General features: G+C 59.4%; 18 protein-coding genes, 1 tRNA gene and 2 pseudogenes. 6 read left to right on the forward strand and 15 right to left on the reverse strand.

The features are described 5' to 3' along the window. Positions 1-115: 115 nt before the first annotated feature. Both NK8_RS19985 and otsA read right to left on the reverse strand, forming a co-directional pair. A complete protein-coding gene (locus tag NK8_RS19985) occupies positions 116-364 on the reverse strand; it encodes a hypothetical protein (RefSeq protein ID WP_213229195.1) in 249 nt (82 codons plus the stop codon). A 258-nt stretch (positions 365-622) separates the two neighbouring features. Continuing rightward, positions 623-2,026, reverse strand: a complete 1,404-nt coding sequence (otsA, locus tag NK8_RS19990) for an alpha,alpha-trehalose-phosphate synthase (UDP-forming) (protein WP_213229197.1) — start codon at positions 2,024-2,026, stop codon at positions 623-625. A gap of 285 nt (positions 2,027-2,311) precedes the next feature. Between otsA and NK8_RS42840 the strand changes: the two genes are divergently transcribed. Continuing rightward, positions 2,312-2,539 (forward strand): hypothetical protein, encoded by a 228-nt coding sequence (locus NK8_RS42840; protein ID WP_225936289.1) that lies wholly within the window; start codon positions 2,312-2,314, stop codon positions 2,537-2,539. 95 nt (positions 2,540-2,634) lie between these two features. Here NK8_RS42840 and NK8_RS20000 read toward each other — a convergent pair whose 3' ends face one another. Further along, complete coding sequence (locus NK8_RS20000) at positions 2,635-2,871, reverse strand: hypothetical protein (protein WP_162068270.1); 237 nt, start codon at positions 2,869-2,871, stop codon at positions 2,635-2,637. 270 nt (positions 2,872-3,141) lie between these two features. Then, positions 3,142-3,681, reverse strand: a complete 540-nt coding sequence (locus NK8_RS20005) for a hypothetical protein (protein ID WP_213229199.1) — start codon at positions 3,679-3,681, stop codon at positions 3,142-3,144. Here NK8_RS20005 and NK8_RS20010 point away from each other — a divergent pair. Together NK8_RS20010 and NK8_RS20015 are read left to right on the forward strand one after the other, a co-directional pair. Further along, a complete protein-coding gene (locus tag NK8_RS20010; RefSeq protein WP_225936290.1) occupies positions 3,631-5,211 on the forward strand; it encodes an MFS transporter in 1,581 nt (526 codons plus the stop codon). The genes NK8_RS20005 and NK8_RS20010 overlap by 51 nt on opposite strands. Beyond that, entirely contained in the window at positions 5,208-6,986 is a 1,779-nt protein-coding gene (locus NK8_RS20015) for a winged helix-turn-helix domain-containing protein (RefSeq protein WP_213229201.1), read from the forward strand. Before NK8_RS20010 ends, NK8_RS20015 begins: the two co-directional genes overlap by 4 nt. A gap of 797 nt (positions 6,987-7,783) precedes the next feature. Here the strand turns inward: NK8_RS20015 and NK8_RS20020 are convergent. From NK8_RS20020 to NK8_RS20040, 5 genes and pseudogenes are all read right to left on the reverse strand, one after another. Further along, positions 7,784-8,077, reverse strand: a pseudogene (locus tag NK8_RS20020) (pyridoxal-phosphate dependent enzyme); the annotation flags it as partial. A gap of 24 nt (positions 8,078-8,101) precedes the next feature. After that, positions 8,102-9,073 (reverse strand): ornithine cyclodeaminase family protein, encoded by a 972-nt coding sequence (locus tag NK8_RS20025; RefSeq protein ID WP_213230455.1) that lies wholly within the window; start codon positions 9,071-9,073, stop codon positions 8,102-8,104. 89 nt (positions 9,074-9,162) lie between these two features. Further along, positions 9,163-10,485, reverse strand: coding sequence for a dicarboxylate/amino acid:cation symporter (locus NK8_RS20030; protein WP_213229203.1), 1,323 nt, complete (start codon positions 10,483-10,485; stop codon positions 9,163-9,165). Between the two features lie 20 nt (positions 10,486-10,505). Beyond that, positions 10,506-10,913, reverse strand: coding sequence for a RidA family protein (locus tag NK8_RS20035; RefSeq protein WP_213229205.1), 408 nt, complete (start codon positions 10,911-10,913; stop codon positions 10,506-10,508). A 108-nt stretch (positions 10,914-11,021) separates the two neighbouring features. Then, positions 11,022-12,134 carry an asparaginase gene (locus NK8_RS20040; RefSeq protein ID WP_213229207.1) on the reverse strand — a complete coding sequence of 371 codons (1,113 nt, stop codon included), beginning with the start codon at positions 12,132-12,134 and terminating at the stop codon, positions 11,022-11,024. Between the two features lie 179 nt (positions 12,135-12,313). Between NK8_RS20040 and NK8_RS20045 the strand changes: the two genes are divergently transcribed. Continuing rightward, positions 12,314-12,946 (forward strand): transcriptional regulator, encoded by a 633-nt coding sequence (locus NK8_RS20045; protein WP_162067774.1) that lies wholly within the window; start codon positions 12,314-12,316, stop codon positions 12,944-12,946. Positions 12,947-12,986: 40 nt separating this feature from the next. On the opposite strand, the gene NK8_RS20050 is transcribed toward NK8_RS20045, so the two are convergent. The 4 genes and pseudogenes from NK8_RS20050 to NK8_RS43685 form a co-directional block, all read right to left on the reverse strand. Next, positions 12,987-14,117 (reverse strand): DSD1 family PLP-dependent enzyme, encoded by a 1,131-nt coding sequence (locus tag NK8_RS20050; RefSeq protein ID WP_213229209.1) that lies wholly within the window; start codon positions 14,115-14,117, stop codon positions 12,987-12,989. Positions 14,118-14,211: 94 nt separating this feature from the next. Further along, positions 14,212-15,159 (reverse strand): LysR family transcriptional regulator, encoded by a 948-nt coding sequence (locus tag NK8_RS20055; protein WP_213229211.1) that lies wholly within the window; start codon positions 15,157-15,159, stop codon positions 14,212-14,214. A 92-nt stretch (positions 15,160-15,251) separates the two neighbouring features. Beyond that, positions 15,252-15,824 carry an alpha/beta hydrolase family protein gene (locus tag NK8_RS43680; protein WP_367657791.1) on the reverse strand — a complete coding sequence of 191 codons (573 nt, stop codon included), beginning with the start codon at positions 15,822-15,824 and terminating at the stop codon, positions 15,252-15,254. 99 nt (positions 15,825-15,923) lie between these two features. Next, positions 15,924-16,088 (reverse strand): annotated as a pseudogene (locus tag NK8_RS43685) (dienelactone hydrolase); the annotation flags it as partial. A 163-nt stretch (positions 16,089-16,251) separates the two neighbouring features. Between NK8_RS43685 and NK8_RS20065 the strand changes: the two are divergent. Next, positions 16,252-17,418, forward strand: coding sequence for an IS30 family transposase (locus NK8_RS20065; protein ID WP_213228989.1), 1,167 nt, complete (start codon positions 16,252-16,254; stop codon positions 17,416-17,418). A 130-nt stretch (positions 17,419-17,548) separates the two neighbouring features. Beyond that, positions 17,549-17,800, forward strand: coding sequence for a hypothetical protein (locus tag NK8_RS20070; RefSeq protein WP_213229213.1), 252 nt, complete (start codon positions 17,549-17,551; stop codon positions 17,798-17,800). 82 nt (positions 17,801-17,882) lie between these two features. On the opposite strand, the gene NK8_RS20075 is transcribed toward NK8_RS20070, so the two are convergent. Then, positions 17,883-17,978 (reverse strand) — tRNA-Sec (locus NK8_RS20075). A gap of 25 nt (positions 17,979-18,003) precedes the next feature. Continuing rightward, complete coding sequence (locus tag NK8_RS20080; protein ID WP_162067779.1) at positions 18,004-18,627, reverse strand: DedA family protein; 624 nt, start codon at positions 18,625-18,627, stop codon at positions 18,004-18,006. Positions 18,628-18,630 lie beyond the last annotated feature (3 nt).

The raw sequence follows: 18,630 nt of genomic DNA on the forward strand, positions 1-18,630 counted from the left end.
CACGTCCGACGGATCCGCAACCGTTCGCTCTACGCTTGCGGCGCTCCGCTGGTGCCAATGAAAGACGAACGAGCAACGAGTAGTGGCGTGCTTCGGCTTCGTCATCGACCTTGATTCAGGTGCCAATTTCCGAACCATCCCTCTTCCCATCGATGACGTCCTCGGCCAGCCGCGTGAGCCGGGTGAGAGCTTCCGCTTCCGAGAATACGGCGGTTCGCCAGGCAGGCGTGAACTGTCTGTCGTCGTCAGCGTCACCCACCTCATGCGTAATAACAAACGTTCCCGAGTAAGCGCCGCGAGCGTCAGGACCGATCACGTCGACGCTGATGTTGCAATCCTTGTAGGTCGAGTTCTGAACTGTCATTAGCCCTCCCTCCAGTGAGCGTCCGCGGCAATTCAGGGTGACGACGGCGCTGCCGGCGCGGCAGCGAATTCATCCGAATCCTCGACGCCATCTCTTGCCTCGCTGATGTTGAACCGACCCGCGCACGCGCCCGTCATGATGCCGTTACACGCTTCGAATATTCAACGGTCGAGTCCTGATGATGCGCTTTTCCGGCACAAGACTCAGCGCGATTTTATTGATACTCGAAAAGACCCGGCGCCCCGCGGATAGATTCGTTCAATTCTTCCCCGAAGCCATCTCTGTCTCGGCGAGCGCCTTCAAGAACGACTCGGACCACCAGCGAACATCCTCTTTGCGGACCCGGTCGGCGAGTGCGGCATGTCGATTGATGCGCTCATCGAGCGGCATGACCAATGCACGCTGGATGGCGTCTGCTGTGCCTTGTGTGTCATAGGGGTTGACGAGCAGCGCTTCCGTCAGTTGCTCGGCCGCGCCGGCGAAACGCGAAAGCACCAGCATGCCCGGGTCAGCCGGATCCTGAGCAGCGATAAACTCCTTCGCCACCAGGTTCATGCCGTCGCGCAACGGCGTCACCAGCGCCACACGACTCGCGCGATAGAGTCCCGGTAGGCGTTTGCGGGCTACATTGCGATGAATGTACCTGACCGGCATCCAGTCCAGTTCTCCAAAGTCACCGTTGATTGCGCCGCACAGGCTGTCCATTTCACGGCGAAGATCATCGTACGCCCCGACATCCTCTCGGCTCGGCGACGCGATCTGAATCAGCGTAGCGCTGTCACGATTTTCCGGGTAGCGCTCCAGCAATTGCCGGAAAGCGTGAATCCTTTGCGGTAATCCTTTCGAATAATCGAGTCGGTCGACGCCGAGAAGCAAGCGCCGCCGTGAGTATTCGTCACGCATGCGCGCAAACATCTCGCGCCCTTCCTTGGCCCTGGCAAGGCGTGCAAATTCCTCGACGTCTATGCCGATCGGAAAGGCGCCTACTTGTAGCGTGCGATCGAACGCACGGAGGTGATTCGGACCCACGCGGACCGCCCGAGCCTCCGATTCGACATAGTGCGAAAAGTGCGTGACATCGGAATGCGCCTGGAAGCCGACGAGATCGTATGCGAAGAGCGACCGCATAAGCCACTCGTGCTCGGGAATAGCCGCCATGATCAGTGGGGGCGGCATCGGAATGTGCAGGAAAAAGCCGATGCGGTTGCTGCAGCCGGCCGCACGCAATTCCGCGGCTAGCGGGATCAGATGATAGTCGTGCACCCACAGGATGTCATCTGGCTTCAACATCGTGAGCAACTTGCGCGCGAACAACCGGTTTACTTGTCGGTAACCCTCTGCGAAGCGTGTGTCGAATTTCGCGAGATCCAGGCGATAGTGGCACACCGGCCACAGCACGCCGTTGGAGTATCCCGCGTAATAGGTGTCGTGCTCGTCGCGGGTCAGATCGAGCGTCGCCAGTGTCACATTCCCGCTTGTATGAACGTCAAGTCCATGCTGATCGGCAGCCCTCCCCTCCGTGTCGTCGCTTAGCTTTCCGCTCCAGCCGAACCATACTCCGCCGGTTTGTTCAAGGCTTTCCCGCAGGGCAACGGCGAGGCCTCCTGCCGCGGATTTGCGAGGATCGGAAGTGCGGTTTGACACGACCACCAGACGGCTCATATCAGGCTCGGAGTTGGCAATTAAATCCACACTGGCACGGTAACATGATGCGTCGCGCTTTCAGCCTATGACGCGTACCTAATGCACTTTAATTTCCCGCCCCGTCTCTTCAGGCGCGCAGGGCGTCGGGCGTGCACATGTCGGGGGAACGCGACGCCCCGTTTTCGATCGACGAGTTCCGCACGCTGAACGCTGCCTGGGCAACGCGATCGCCGATGCTGTCACCGATTTCAGTAATCAGCGCGATTTCAAGACAGCTGGGCTTGAGGAAGAGGTCTTTCGCGCATGAGCTTCGCAGCTTCCTGCAGCGGCAAACCTCGCGTTTGCCGCTGCAAAAAGCTGGAATTTACCCTTGTTTGGCGCTACCTGGGCGCGGTGTTGGAACGGAGCCTGACGGGCCTGGAGAAGCTCATTGAGCGTCAATCGGAGACGCCCGTAACTCTTATTGATGTGAAGGATCGTGACGGTGGTTTTGTCGCCAGGCAACGCAGAAACACGTCGATGAAGAAATAGCCAATGTGCCGTCGGACATCACAGACTGAACGTCTTTAGCGCCTCATGACCGAACAGAACCGGACGTCAGCATTCACGAATCCCGACGCACGGGATCAGTCAGTTGGGCCGAGCAACACGTCGATCGCGGCTTGTCCGGCGATCTCCGCAACCAGATAGGCCCATCGTTCAGTGAAAGGGCCGTTTCGCACCGCTATGCGACTTCCACGTGCGCCGAGGACTTCCAAGTTGGTTCCACCTTTGATCTGAAAAGTCACGTCGAATAAATCGTCAGCAACCCAAATCAATTCGACATGAATCTCGAAACCCCGGTACGCAATCACTCGTTGCATGAAAAACGTGACCTCGAACATGATTTTCCCGGATCATATGTTAGCACCTTGCCCCATCATGAAGTAAATAGGGCCAACGATCCGAACAACCGATCAGTTGATTCGGACCGCGCGCCGTATCGCGGCTGCGATGCCTTGCCTGCCATGGCCGAGAACCGATCCGGCATCACCTTCGCCACATGCCGGTCGACCGCTTCTAGAAGCCCTTCACTTCGTCCGGTCCGTGCCGGCAGGTCAGTGCCCGCGGCGTTTCCGGCTGATCGATCGAGATTACCTCCATGATTCGAAGTCCCCCCGGGTCCCTTCCAGACTGATCTGCGGCGCCAGCAGGCATGGAGAGCCGCATGGTGTGCCGTTTCCGGACGGCATCGAGCCCGGAACCTGCTCACGGCTCAGCACCCCTCTGATGACGCGACCGTCGCGCTCGACGACGATCTGGACATCGAGTATCGCGCCCGCCTGCGGCGCTCCCGGAAACTCGATGTGCATCGAGCCCGTGCAGTCACTATTCACCTGATACGTGCCGGTCTGTCCTTGCGCGAAACCGGCGGAATTAACCGCGCCCGGTCGCGCCATGCCGGTGTTCATCAGGAAGTCCTTGCGCGTGAACGAACCTCTGCCATCGAACGTCTGTACGGCTACGCCGTCGATCAACTGAGGACTCGCGTACGGATAGATCGTTCCGCCGACAATGATGCCTACCAGCGAACCGTGCGCGGCGAAGGCGTAAGTCCCTCTCAGGGTAGCGTTTGAGCACTGGTGATCATCGGCGCGCGCGACGCCGCCAGAGAGCAGCAATGCGCCGGCCAAGGCCGCGTAAGCACTCCAGAATCGGTGTTTCATTTCAGTCCCCTTTTGTCATCGACACTGATCCATACTGCGGCGGCGACGGGCGACCAACAATCGAGACGCGATGAAGAAATCATGAATGACGGACGCTTTTCAGGCGTCGGAGAGAAGAAAACTGCCCTACTCTTAATCGAAACCGATCGCCGGCATCAATGGAGGCGCCTCGTGTCGAGAAAACCAAATAACCATTCACCAACCATGATGGCCATGACTGCCCGCCAGCGCTGGACCATCCTGGTGGCCAGTACAGGTGGCGCACTCGAAGTCTTCGATTTCGTGATCTATGGCTTCTTCGCCCGCAACATTGGAGCCGCATTTTTTTCTCGGCACGCGGGCACATCCGGCGAGATGCTGTCCTTCATGGTGCTCGCTATCGGCTATCTCTCGAGACCTGTCGGCGGCATCGTGTTTGGCCGCCTGGGCGATCTGTATGGCCGGCGCATTGCTTTTCTGTCGTCCGCGATGATCGCGTCCGTTGCGACCTTCCTCATTGGAGTGCTTCCTACATATTCCGACTGGGGCATCGCCGCGCCCGTGCTTCTCGTGCTGCTGCGACTGATTCAGGGGTTGTGTCTCGGCGGAGAACTCCCGGGTGCCGTCGTCTATGCGGTGGAAACCGCCCGCGCACGGCCAGGGTTTCTATGCGGCATCGTGTTCGTCGCCGTCAATCTCGCCCTGCTCCTCGCGACCTGCGTCAATCTCGTCGTGCAAAGGTCGCTTACTCCCCTTCAGATGGACGATTACGGCTGGCGGCTCGGCTTTCTCATCGGCGGCATGATCGGCCTATTGAGCTTCGCGATACGCAGGCGTCTCGCCGAAACCGACGAGTACGCGCGCGCCGTCAGCGCACGCCATCGTGAGCCCTTCAATACGCTCTGCCGTCGACATTTCACGCGTCTGGTGACCGGTACGGGCGCGTGCCTTCTGGTAGGCGCGTCGAGCGGCATTTTGCTCGGCTATCTGCCGACCTATCTGCGTGGACTCCGCTATGAGCAGGCCCAGATCATCGACGCGCAAATCAGTTATCTCATCTCCGTCGCGGCGTGCATCCTCGTTACATCGCATCTCGGCGACCGCGTGTCCCGCCGCCAAGTGTTCAGACTCGGGACGATTCTGTCCGCACTCTTCGCGCCTGTCTTTTTCATCGCGGTGACGAATCGTTCGTGCAACCTGTCCGCGCTCTATGTAATGGCCGGGGTCATCGCGTCGCTGGCGAACGGCACGTACGCTTGCGCGATCGCCGAGTCGTTTCCGCTCGACCTCCGGTTCAGCGGTGTCGCCACCACGATGAATCTCGGGCTCACCCTGGCGCTCGGGTTGACACCCCTCGCGGCGCATCTTCTGGATGCGCGACTGCGCGCTTCGCCCGCGCTCGTCATGGTGGCGTGCGCGCTGCTGTCGTTCGCCGCATCGTTCGGGATGGCGCGCAACGCGCGGTCGGCCGACGCAACGAATGTGAACATACGATCGCCCCTGAGAGAGCGCCCATGAACACGCCCGGCCCCGCAAACATGGAAGACGTCGAGTTGGACATGCGCCGCTACGAGTTGCGGCGCCGCGGCGAACCGGTCAAGCTCGAACGTCTGCCAATGGAGCTGCTGATCCTGATGGCATCGCGCAACGGGCAGCTCGTCACGCGCGCGGACATCGTGCGGGCGCTGTGGGGCGCGAATGCGTACCGTGACACCGACACGAGCATCAACACAGCCATCCGAAAGATCCGTATCGCGCTCGACGAAGACCCCGACGTCCCGCGCTACTTGATCACAGTCAAGGGCAAGGGCTACCGCCTGGAAGGCATTCGAGCGGTGGCCGGGGAGCCCGCCGCGGAAGCCGCGCCTGCTGCTGCGCCCGCCGCTCCGATCCGCGTCCTGGTTTTGCCGTTCGAGAACAACAGCGACGACACCAGCCTCGACAGTTTTTGCGCCGCGCTCGCCGATGAGACCTCCGCCAATCTCGGCATGCTCGATCCGCAGCGGATCCTGGTAATCGCGCGCACCACGGCCGCTCGCTATCAGCGAGCCAACAAGAGCATCGCCCAGATTGCCCACGAGCTCGATGTCGACTATGTGCTGGAAGGATCGCTGATGCGCGAGGGCGGGCGGGTTCGCATCCTCGCGCAACTGATTCGCTCCTTCGATCAAGTGCAGCTCCTCGGCTGCGCGCACGAGCCGATGGCGAGAGGCGCGCTCGATATTCAAAAAGAGGTTGGCGCGGCGCTCGCGAAGGAAGTCTCGCCCGCACTCGCCGAGCGGCAGCAACACAGGTTGTCACGCAGGCTGCCGATCGATCCGGCCGCGCACGACGCGTATCTGCGCGGCCGCTACTACTGGACGCGCCGCGTTCATTTCGATGCCGGCTTCGCCGCGCATCATGCGCTGAACGACGAGGACTTCATCCGTGCACACAGCTACTTCGAGACCGCGCTGGATCTCGACCCGACCTATGCACTGGGCTACGTGGGGATGTCGAACATCTATGGCTCGACGGCGACGCATGGCTTCTACGCGCCCTCGCAGGGCTATCCGAAAGCGCGCGAAGCGGCACTGCGCGCCCTGGAGCTGGACCCAAGCCTTCCCGAGGCGCATCAGGCCCTCGCGGGCGTCCATTACTTCTACGACTGGGACTGGCGCCGCGCGGAAGAGGAGTTTCTCGCGGCGCTGCGTCTGAATCCGAGTCACGCTGAAACAAGCCGCCTCTATGCGCGACTGTTGCTCGTGCTCGGCCGCGAGGCGGAAGGACGCGCCCAGTTTGAACTCGCGGAAAGAGTCGATCCCCTCGGATTCGAAGGTTCGCGTGTTTTCGGGCTCGTGCAGTCAGGCCGGCATGACGAAGTGATTCGCGAGTATCTCAGCGCGGGGCACGGCCCGAGCTCGCCGCTCATTTATCAACTGCTCGCGACCGCTTTCGAGGTCGAGGAGCATTTCGAGGAAGCGATCGACGCAACCATCGACGCGCTCACGCGCTGCAATGAATTCGCCCGTGCCGAGGCGATTCGGACAGTGTGGTGTTCCGGCGGTTATAAAAAAGTTCTCGAATGGTACTTACAGGATTTGCTGGCGAGACGACGAAACCGCTACACCTCGCCTTTCCTGCTCGCCGAAATCTACGCGCGGCTCGAGCGGCCGGACGAAATGTTCCATTGGCTCGAAGTCGCGCTCGCGGAACGCTCGCCCCTGCTTTGCGAGCTTCGCACGAACGCGTGGTTTAGGCGTTTCCGCTCGATGGGACGTTTCCGCAACGTCGAACGGCGCATCGGCCACTGACTTTTCCGTGCGACCATTCAGTGATGGCGAAACGTATCGGACCGCACGCGCATCTCACTCGACCGGGCCGAATCGCCAGGACTGGAATAACCTCGGTCCAGGGACGAAAGCGAACCTGCGCTCGTGACCGACGTATCAGCGACCCCGCCTATATCCTTTGCGGACTGCGTTGATTGAGGCTGCTGGGCCGGCGGTCCGTCTTGCGCCCAAACGTGGCACGAGACGACCATCGCCGCGACAACCGTTACGACTTGGATCATTTTCATTTCGACTTACTCCGGTTCCGGATTCGGCACGCCTGTCGAGAGACCAGCCGTGGACGTCGGCGCGTAGAGGACGCCTGAGGTGGCCTTTGACTTCGCGCCTTGCAGAATCAGGATGCACCGAGCTGAACACGAAGACCATCGACGAAACCTGAAGAAAAGCTGAAGCACGCTCGGTTGATCCGGCGTCTATTGGAGCGTGCCAAGTCGGCAATTCCGCCATAAGTGTGTCGCAGATCCGACCTGAACCGCCCCTTCTCCAGACCTTCGTTCAACGGAAGCGGCGGCTTCCATGCCGAGTTCTTCTTGGAATTCGGGCGCGTTGTGGGCGCTGGCCGCAAAATTCGGGAAAACCGTTACACCATCAAACCCGCCAAACAGAGGACATCAACGAAGCCACGAAGCAAGTATTCCTGCTTTTGGTCACGAAGTCGGCTCCGTCCTCAGATTTAGAGCGGACGACGAAGCGGTAAGAGAATCCCGCAGCATCGACAAATCGGCGAGGCATGGCGGCGCAGGCGGAAGCTCTACGGGCGGAATACCGAGAATCTTTGCTGACAGCGCAGTTCCCTGAGCGTGATTCCCGGATGAAAACGCCACCACTCCCGCCCTACGCTGCTCAGGCGAGAACTTTGACAAGGCACCAAATGCGCCCCGAAACTTGAACGCACCCATGCGTTGAAAGTCTTCGCACTTGAAGAAAAACTCAGCCCCTGTGATTTCGTTAAAGGTGCGCGAGATTTACACCTGCGTACGATGTGCGACGCCCGCGATGCGCAAGGCCGCAGCCTCCACATCCACGTAGGTAGGAAGCTCAAAAGTAGTCATGTCAGATTCTCAAGTAGATATGTTTTACCAAGGCCACTCAACGGCGGTGCCGAGTTGCTTCGCTTTTGCATGCTCATACAGGAAGCGCGCAACCGTGAGGTCCTTCAGGGCAAGGCCAGTCATATCGAAGACAGTGATATCGCTGGGTGAGCGGTCGAACGACGTCGCACCGGATAGGAGGTCACCGATTTCGGTGGCAGGTACGGTCGGCGCCCATTGGCATTCGCCGATGCTTCGCGCTTGAACCTGGTCATCCACGAATACTCGCGCCCGTTGCAGCACGCCGTCTGGAAGCTCTCGCTTGCCAACTGTGTCGGCGCCGACACACGTAAGGTGAGTGCCGGGTCGTACTGCATCAGCTGCAAACAGAGCTCCGCCACCGGGTGTCGCCGTGATAACGACATCGCTGTTGGCTACAGAATCGTTGCGGTCTTTCGCCACGCGAATATCGCACTGATCGCTGAATGCGGCCTCGAAGGCCGGTTCGACGTCGCCGTTGAGGGTCACGTACTCGACCGTGCAACGCTGGTTGAGCAATTTCAGCGCGTACTGAAGCTGAACTCGAGCCTGAACTCCCGTACCAAAAATGCAGATTCGGGTGCTTTCCGGCCGAGCCAGATGCTGAAGACCCAAGCCTCCAGCGGCGCCCGTCCGAGCGGTCGTGATCGCGTTGCCGTCCATGATGCAAAGCGGTCGGCCGGTTTGCGGGTCAAACAGTGCGACCGTAGCCTGATGCGGCTCTCCTCCGACCGACCGGTTGCCTGGCCAAAATCCAGCAGCCTTGAATCCAAGCAGGTTCTGCTCTGCGACGTCGCCCGACTTGATGCCGAACACGCCTCCGGTGTGCAGCTTTTCCCGCACGACGGGGAAAACGCGCCCCGCGCGCCGACTGTGTAAGACGAACGCTTCACATACCGCTGATATGACCTGTTCAGCTTGTAGTGCACGCTCAACGACGTCCCGGTCGAGGAGAAGAAGTCTTGCGTCTGTCGGCATGGTGTGGCTCATATGGCGGATTCTCAGAATTTATGTCCATATTTGGACCGAATGTCAATTTGGTGTGCTTCCACCACGCTCGGGCTGATTCAGGACGATTGGGCGTTCTGGGCGTTCCCGTAGTCCGACGACGGATTCTCACTCGGGGCGCGCGATGCCACGACCTCTTCGTTCGTCCCAGCAGGTGCCAGTTCCCCTTCCCATTTCGCTACCACGGCACTGGCAATGCTGTTCCCGAACACGTTGGTCGCCGTACGACCCATGTCGAGAATCTGGTCGATTCCCATCACTAAAAGCAAACCGGCCTCAGGGAGTTTGAACATCGGCAGGATAGCTGCGACCACCACCAATGAGCCTCGTGGCACGGCGGCCATGCCCTTGCTGCTAATCATGAGGATGAGCAACATCGTGATTTGCGTGCCTATTGGCATATGGACGCCGAACGCCTGCGCAATGAAGATTGCCGCGAAGGCTTGGTAGACCATCGAACCGTCCAAGTTGAACGAGTAACCCAGCGGCAAGACGAAGCCCACAAGCCGTTTGCGAATGCCGAATCCTGTCAGTGACTCGGTCAGCACCGGATACGCCGCTTCGCTGCTAGCGGTCGAGAATGCAATCATCATCGGCTCGCGAATCGACTTGAGCAGTTCAGGCATGCGTCGGCCTAAGACTGCGCGGCCGGCGAAGTAGAGTACGGTCCACAAAGCGAACAGCGCGACGTAGAACCAGCCAATCAACTTCCCGTAGGTGACAACGACGCCCAGTCCTTGCACCGCCACGACGGCCGCGATGGCGGCGAAGATGCCAACCGGCGCGAACATCATCACAGCATTCGTCGCGCGCAGCATGGTTTCCATCAGACCGTCGATGGCGCGCTTGAGGAAAATTCCGGGTTCGCCAGGCACTTTGCCCAGAGCAATCCCGAAAAACAGCGAGAACACCAGAATCTGCATGATTTGATTCCCGACCATCGCCTCGGCGATGCTGGTCGGAACAATATGCGTCAGGAAGTCCTTGACGTTCAGTGCACTCGTTTTCAGGTTAGTCGCGGCATCCGCTGCAGGCAGCGGCATATTGAGGCTCGCGCCGGGCTGAGCGATATTCACGAACAGCAGACCGATCGTCAGCGACAGCAGAGATGCTGCGATGAACCACCCCAGCGCCTTGGCACCGATGCGACCGATGGCCTTGCCGCTATCCATGCTCGCGATTCCCGACACGAGCGTCGCGAAAACAAGTGGCGCGATAATCATCTTGACCATATGCAAGAAAATCGTCGTCACAACGCCGAAGTCTGCGGCAATGCTCTTCGCTGCCGCCTCATCCGCCGCGTATTGATGACAGCCGTAACCAACTGCGATGCCCAGCACCATGCTGAGCAAAATCCAATGAGAAAGCTTCCCCTTTTTCATGATGGGCCTCGATGAGAGTGTCAGGTGGCGGACGCTAAGGCGATGGCTTCGACCTCGACCGCAGAGCCATAGTGCAGAGAGGTCGACTCGGCGACTGCTCGCGCCGGTTTGTGCGAGCCAATCCAGTCTGCGTAGAGTGTGTTGCAGGTCGGCCAATGCTCCATGTTCGAAACGAAGATACGAACTTGCACGAGCTGGTCGCGCGTTACGCCAGCAGCGTTCAACGCCGCGTCGATGTTGTGCAGGACCTGTTTTGTCTGAACTTCGAAGGACGCGTCGCCGAGGGCTTTGCCTTCGGGCGTGATGGGCAACTGACCGGATACAAACACGAGGCCATTTGCCACACATATATGCGAGTAGTGCCCGGCTGGAGGGTTAATGTCCTGGGCGTTCGCACAGGTGATAGCAGCTTGAACTTGAGACGGCATGGATAGGTTCCCCTTGAGCGACGCGCGCGCTTCGACAAGCTCGTTATGTCGAGGCAGACGTCTAAGTTGGTGTAGGTGTGTGAGTCGCTCGACAAGCGACCTGCGACTTCAATAGGTCGCTTGAAAGGCCTTCTGCACCTGCTCAGGTGCGGTGACCCCGTTTCCAATGAGAAGCTGCGTGAGGACGCGAGCCTTTTGTGCATTGAGGTCGTAGGACACAACGAACCCGTTCTTATCGTCCGGCACCTCGACGTTGCGGTTGACGAATCCGCTGCTCACCCGAGTCGAACGGACGACGACCACACCTTTCCGAGCCGCCGCTTCCATTGCGTCGAGTGCGGCTTTCGACGCATTGCCGTCGCCATCACCGGCCAGGACAATGCCCTTTGCGTCGTGTTGGACCGCGTCTTCGATTTGGTTTGCATCCATGTCTGCGTGGGCATATACGATTTCCACGCGAGGTAGGCCGCTCTTCGGAAGGTCCAGCGGTTTCTTGCGGCTCGTCGGAGCCGGCGAGAGATAGCGGATTGAAGCGGGGTCGACGTAGCCAAGCGGCCCCGAGTTCGGACTCTGGAAAGTCTGCACCGCGGTGGAGTGGGTCTTCGTGACCCAGCGAGGGCTGTGAATCGTGTCATTCATCACGATGAGCACGCCCCGATTCGCGGACTGCGGGCTGGTGGCAACTTCCACCGCTTCATAGAGATTCAATGGACCATCTGCGCTATTTGTGCCTCCAGGACGCATGGAACCGACCAGCACGACCGGCTTCTTGGTCGCAAGAATGCTATCGAGGAAGAAACCTGTTTCTTCCATCGTGTCCGTTCCGTGCGTAATCACGACGCCGTCGGCCTCGTTCTTGTCAAACGCTTCTTTGATTCGCTCCGCGAGTTGATACCAAATCTTGTTGCTCATATCCTGCGAGCCGACGTTTGAAATCTGCTCGGCCTTGATGGATGCGAGTTTCTCGATGCCTGGCACGCCGGCAATCAACTGCTCGCCTGTGATGCCTCCGGCGTTGTAACCGATAGCCGAACGTGCGTCTGACGTACTCGCAATCGTGCCCCCTGTCGCCAGCACCAGGATTCTGGGCAGGTTCCGCGATTGACTCGCAACCGGCTGCTGCGCAACGGCACCAGTCGCATGCATACCCACGGTCAGCGACAGAAGCGCCGCAACCAGGCCTTGCCTCAATCCGATCAATCGCACGTCGTTCCCGTTCATGTCTCTGCTCCTGTCAGTGGATGTCGTGTCGCCGTCCGCGCCATACGTGGCAGCGCACAGGCCAGCGACTGGACGTATTATCTATTTTTGGACAATTAGTAAAATAAGGGAATGCGAGGATTTTCCGAGGACCGCCGAAAAGCTATACAATGTGAAAAAATGTAGATGAATAGTCCAGAATGCCCAAAGCAAAGCTCACAACCGAACAGCAGACCATTCTTGAACAGGTCAAGCAAATCGCGGCGGCCCTAGGCGAGACGTTGGCGCCGTTCACCGAGGTCGTTGTGCACGACCTGCGCTCTCCGAAGAACGCCATCCTGGCCATCCACAACAACTTGTCGGGCCGGCAGGTTGGCGACCCCGCGACCGAACTTGGCCTTGCTCGAATTGCGGACGACGATTATCCGCAGGTGCTCGCGAACTATCCGAACCGTTTTGCGGACGGCCGACAGGCGAAGAGCACGTCGATTGGCATCAAGGATTCAGGCGGGCATTACATTGCCGCGCTATGTCTGAATGTCGATGTGACCATGTTTCGCGGCATCACCACGATGCTTGAGCAGTTCTCCGCATTGAATACGGACGCGGTGAAAGAGTCGCTTGATCCGTCCAATGCCGAGTCACTGCGCGAGCGGATTGACAGATTTGCTGTGAATCTGGCAACAACACCGCAGGCGCTGCGCACTGACCAGCGCCGAACGCTGATGCAAACGCTGAAGGAAGAGGGATATTTAGAATTGCGACGGTCGATGGAGACCGTTGCACAGCATCTGGGCGTTTCGCGCGCCACCGTCTATAACGACGCCAAATAAGACAAATGCCGCGAAGCGCGGCATTGGTTCTGTCTTTCGTTCACCACCCGTAAAAGCGCGGCCATGTTTCGGCGGAACCATCCCCGGACACAGCATGGTAGTCGGGGTGTTGAGCGCCCGTTGCGCAGGCATGGTTCGGTACGATGCGAAGCCGAGTCCCGATGGGAAATTTCTTCGCGATGTTCGTGTCCACTGAGCCGACGCGCGACACGATGCCGTGCTCCTGATTCGCACCGCTTACGACGTAATCCGCTAGCGCCTCGCCATTCTCGCTGCTGACCAGTCCATAACCGAAGTCACGTGCCTGACGCTGAGTACCTCGGTCACGACTCATCGCCATCCATCCCGCGTCGATAATTGCCCACCCCTTATCCTCTTGGTGGCCAATCACCGTCGTCAAAACAGACAGCGCAATGTCCGATATTTCGCAAACTCCCACGTTGTGCATGACGAGGTCGAATAGCACATACACACCCGCTCTTACCTCGGTCACGCCTTCTAGATGCTCCGCGGACAGCGCAGTCGGCGTTGACCCAATACTTACGACGGGGCATGGAAGGTCCGCTGCTCGAAGCCGCTCGGCTGCGCGAACGGTCAGACTCCGCTCTTGCTCTGCGATTTTGACCAAGGCTTCTCTGGTGTCGTACTCGTAGCTGGAGCCAGCGTGAGCAAGGACACCGCCGAGTGTCACGCCTCCATTCACGAGCGTGCGTCCAATGTCGATGAGCAATTCATCCTCGACTTGCACGCCAGAGCGATGACCGTCTACGTCGACCTCAATCCAGACTTCGAAGCGTTCGCCTTGCTTTTGCCCAAAATCGACGATTGCCTTCGCCGCTTCCAAACTGTCTGCGACAATCTTCAGGTCGCAGCCCTTCCGACGCAGGGCGAGTGCTTGCGGGAGTTTAGTGGCAACCATGCCGACCGCGTAGACGATGTCTCGGATACCCGCGTCAAAGAACTGCTCCGCTTCCTTGAGCGTAGAGACGGTGATGCCTTGTGCTCCAGCGGCAATCTGCTCCTCGACGACCTTCTTGCATTTTGTCGTCTTCACGTGTGGGCGGAACTTCACCCCCAGCCGGTCTAGTTGCGACTGCATGCGCTCGATGTTCTTGCGCAGGCGCCCCACATCAATCAATGCGGCGGGGGTGTTAAGTGTCTCCATACCCATGGCATCGTTCCTCCGTGATGTTTTACCGAGGTCACTATAGCTGCGACGCGTTTCTTCGTGTTTAACGAATATCAAATTCACAATTAAACTAAATTTAATGCGCGCGCACGCGGGCGCGGGAGTTCTTGCGCCAGGGCGGCGGGCTTAGGAACGCTTTTGCGGCCTCCAGAAATACCCTTTGCCGAAGCGACCGACCGGTGCGAGACGGCAGCAGCGCGGTAACCGGTGCGGAAGGCAAGCTCCACTCTGGCAACAGCCGAACCAGCTTCCCGGCTGCCAACAAATCAGCGACGTCCCATTCGGAGCGCTCGACGATGCCGAGTCCGGCGAGGGCCCATTCTGTTATCACGGTGCCGTCGTTGCTCGAAAGCCTACCGGCAACCCGAATGACCGTCGATTTCTGAGAGTCGCCCGTGATTCCGCTCGCATGGGAGAACCGCCAACGCGTCACGTCTTCGTCGTTCTCCTGAAGGCAAATGCAATTGAAGCGAGTCAAGTCGGAAGGATGGTTCAAATCCTTGATACGGCGCGCGAATGCTGGGCTCGCGCACAGAATCCGCTCATTGGGCGCGAGTGGGCTGGCAATCCAGGATGACGGCTTGAGCGTACCGACGTGCACGACGACATCCGCCGCAGAGGCGCTCGCTAGCGGGCTATCCGAAAGGTGCAAAACGACGTTCAATGTCGGATGCGCTCTCTGTAGGTCTCGCACTATCTGAGTGACGTACTTCCTACCAAAGCCGAATGAAGCAATCACACGAAGCGTTCCTTGAACCTCACCACGGTCGCCAGCAATCTGGGCTGGCAACGACTCCATACGCTCAAGAATTTCGAGCGACGCTTGGTAAAGCCTCTGTCCTTCCTCAGTCAGAGAAACGCCTCTCGACTTTCGTACAACCAGTCGGACGTCAATACGCTCCTCCATCCTCTGCAGGCGGATGGTGACTGCTGGAGGAGTCAGATTGAGTAACTGTGCTGCCGACGCCAACGAAGTAGAGGTGCCTATGGCACGAATCAGTCGGAGGTCATCCAGATCGACCATTTTACGTTCCTTAATGCTGGATTCGACTCTCATTAAACAACATCCGGCACTCTACTTCTATGGTCAACGAGGCGCTATCGAACCGCCCTGCTCTATCGAAGCTGCGTTTCGAGAAATCTCAACACATCCTCGTTAAATCTTGCGTGAAATTCGACACGGTCGAATCCGCCCGCGTCGACGCATATGCGAGGAACACTGACAGCCTGCTTTGGCGCGCAGGGTGCGAGGAATACGAAATGAGCGGCGCCTGAGACCAAGTGGTACTCAGGCTTCTTTGGCAGCAGCTTCGAAAGCGCAGGCGTCGTCTCGGGCAACACACCGTCGCCACCATACTCCGAGGCCCATAGCTGGATTGGAGCGCTGATGTCCTGGACCGTCGCGGCCGTCGGAAATGCGTCGAGAGGGTCCGCGAGTACGAACACTTTGATTCGCGGGTCACGAGTCCAGTGTTGCGGTGGCAGTTTTCCCGCCCGGATGGTTTTGCAAATGGGAAGCTCATCAGGGCACGGTATATCGGCATGTTGAAAGTCCGGAACACCACCGGCCAAAACAAGACCGGTATAGCCGCCTCGGGAAAAGCCGTAAAAGCCGATGTTTTGTCCGTTGATTCTTGACGCTTCGGGCGATGTATTCAACATGTAGTCGATGAGCCGCTTGATATCCATTGGGCGTTCGACAAACTCAGACGGCTCCGACGCCCTGGACATGTCCGAAGACGTGTCACCGGGGTGATTTATCGCCGCAACGATGAACCCCGCATCGGCGAGTTTTTCCGCTAGGTCATGGTGACCGAGGCGCGAACCACCGTGTCCGTGCGACACGACTACCAGAGGAAGATTCTCGCCAGCGACGGAGCAGTTCTTTGTTCCGCGCAAAAGAGTACTTCCCACCTCGATTTGTTCGGGAACGTCCGAACACGGCGTCCACACGGCTGCCTGGAGAGCGGGCCCGCTGGGGTCTGCCGGGATGGTGAAGAGCCTGATGCCGGCGCTATGGCAGGTCGAACTCAAGAGACAAAGAAAGGCAGGGCGGATTCAACCGGTCGATGCAACACCTCTGATCTAATGATCGTGATACAGGTGGGGAGCATCGATGACTCGACAGAGAAAGCCTTGGTTGGGCAAAGCGCAGCGGCGGCGGCTCTGGGAGCTTTGGCGTAATGGGGAAAGCGTCAGTGCGATTGCGCGGGCGTTACAGCGGGATGTCGGCTCAACGCACCGGCATATCGCCAAACATGGCGGGATCGCGCCGGCGCCGCGCCAGCGCGCAGCGCGTGCTTTGAGCTTATGCGAGCGCGAAGAGATCTCGCGAGCGTTGAGCCAGAATGAGTCGTATGGGTCGATTGCAGCGCAGTTGGGGCGAAGCAAATCGACCATCAGCCGTGAAGTGAGCCGCAATGGAGGGCGCGAGAAGTATCGCGCGCATGCGGCCGATGAGTTGGCTTGGAGGCGCGCGTTGCGTCCGAAACAATGCGCGCTGGCGGGCAATGCGCGCTTGTGTAGGCAGGTCGCGCGAGGGCTGCGCCTACAATGGTCGCCTGCGCAGATCTCGGGCTGGCTCAAGAGGCGATACCCGCAACGCAAGGAGATGCACATTTCGCACGAAACGATCTATCGGACGCTGTTTATCCAGACGCGTGGAGCGCTGAAGAAGGAATTGATCAGTGAGCTTCGCACCAGGCGCGCAGTGCGTCGTCCGAAATGCGCCTCGAAGCGGGGTCAGAATCGCGGCACGATCATCGATGCGGTGCCGATCAGCGAACGCCCGGCCGAGGCCGAGGATCGCGCTGTGCCAGGGCATTGGGAAGGCGATTTGGTTGCAGGTTCAATCGACACGCACGTTGCTACGCTAGTGGAGCGGCATTCACGCTATTTGGTGCTGGTGAAGGTGCCGGGCAAAGACACGCAGAGCGTCACGCAGGCGCTGATCAAGCAGGTGCGCAAGCTTCCTGCGCAATTGAAGCGCTCGTTGACATGGGATCGGGGCACGGAGATGGCAGCTCACGCGCAGTTCACGATGGCGACAGATATGCAGGTGTACTTCTGCGAACCGCGAAAGCCGTGGCAAAGAGGGAGTAACGAGAATACCAATGGATTGCTGCGGCAGTACTTTCCAAAAGGCCAGCCGTTGGATCATTACTCACAGGCTGAGTTGAACGCAATTGCCAAGCGGCTCAATGAAAGGCCGCGGCAGACCTTGGGTTTTATGACGCCAGCGGAGAAATTGGCCGAGACGTTGGGCGTTGCGTTGACCGGTTGAATCCGCCAGCCGTAATCAGGGTTTTCATGAGATTCTCCCTTCATGCAGATGTAGCAGCACTCGATAATAGCGAGCACGCGGGGGGCAGCCAAGCCAGGCTGTAATGCAAATGCCAAACAAGGAACAAGTCATGACCAGCGCAGAACTGACCGAAATTCCGAGCAAGGAACTGGTCTATCTACTTGACTGGATGGTCTGGGAGATGAACCACCGAGGGCGTGAGGACGTCCTGACGTGGCGCAAAGAATTATTGGCCCGGAGTGACGCCGAAACGACAGAAGTGACGCGAGCTGTCGCTGTTTGCGACGATTACCTGGCGCCAGAGGGCTCGGAGGAAGCTCGGCTCGCCCAAACGAAGGCGTGGCCCGACCTCAAACCGTAGCGCGGGAGATACGGTGAGGAATAGTTTGCCCCGCTACTGATGAATTCCACAAGCGGCTGACGGAATAACGAACGAAGCCTCATGGCGGAAGGCAGCCGGAGTCGAACCGACCAGAGAGTGTCTGACACCCCCTACCGGGTTTGAAGCCCGGCCGCACCACCGGATACGGATGCCTTCCTCGGCCGTCCGATTATAGCGGCGTATCAACCGCCGCCATCTCGCTGATGCGAGCGCGGCTGCCGCCGCCGCATCAGCCGATAGATGCAGTACAGCAACGCCGCCGCCGCAAGCACGTCGACTACCGTCGCGCCATGCGATTCCAGCGCCTGCACGGCAAGCTGCAACTGCCGCTCGAAAAGCGCGCCGCCGAGCAGCCAGAACGACGCCCACGCGACGATGCCCGCCGTATCCCAGCAGAAGAACGCGAGCGCCGCGATCTGCGTCGTGCCCATCAGCGGCGGCGTGACGAGTCCGAGCCCGGGCACGAACTTCGATACCGCGACGATCGGCGCGCCGTGCCGCTCGAACAGTTCGCCCGTCGTGCGCATGCCGCTATCGACCGCATACGACCGGCGTGACAGCGCCGCGACGAGCCTGCGCCCATAGATGCGTCCCGCCGAAAACCACACACTGTCGCCGAGCAGCGCGCCACACAGCGCGGCGAACAGGACGTGCGCGAACGACAGCCGCCCGCTCGCCACGGCCGAGCCCGCGAACACGAGCAGCGGCGCGGACGGCAGCGGCACGCCCAGGCGCGTGAGCAGGACGTTCACGAACACGGCCGCGCCGCCCCACTGCACGATCGCCGACGGCGGAATCTGGATCAAGCT

Origin of the sequence: Caballeronia sp. NK8 (assembly GCF_018408855.1) — a bacterium.
Lineage (GTDB): Bacteria > Pseudomonadota > Gammaproteobacteria > Burkholderiales > Burkholderiaceae > Caballeronia.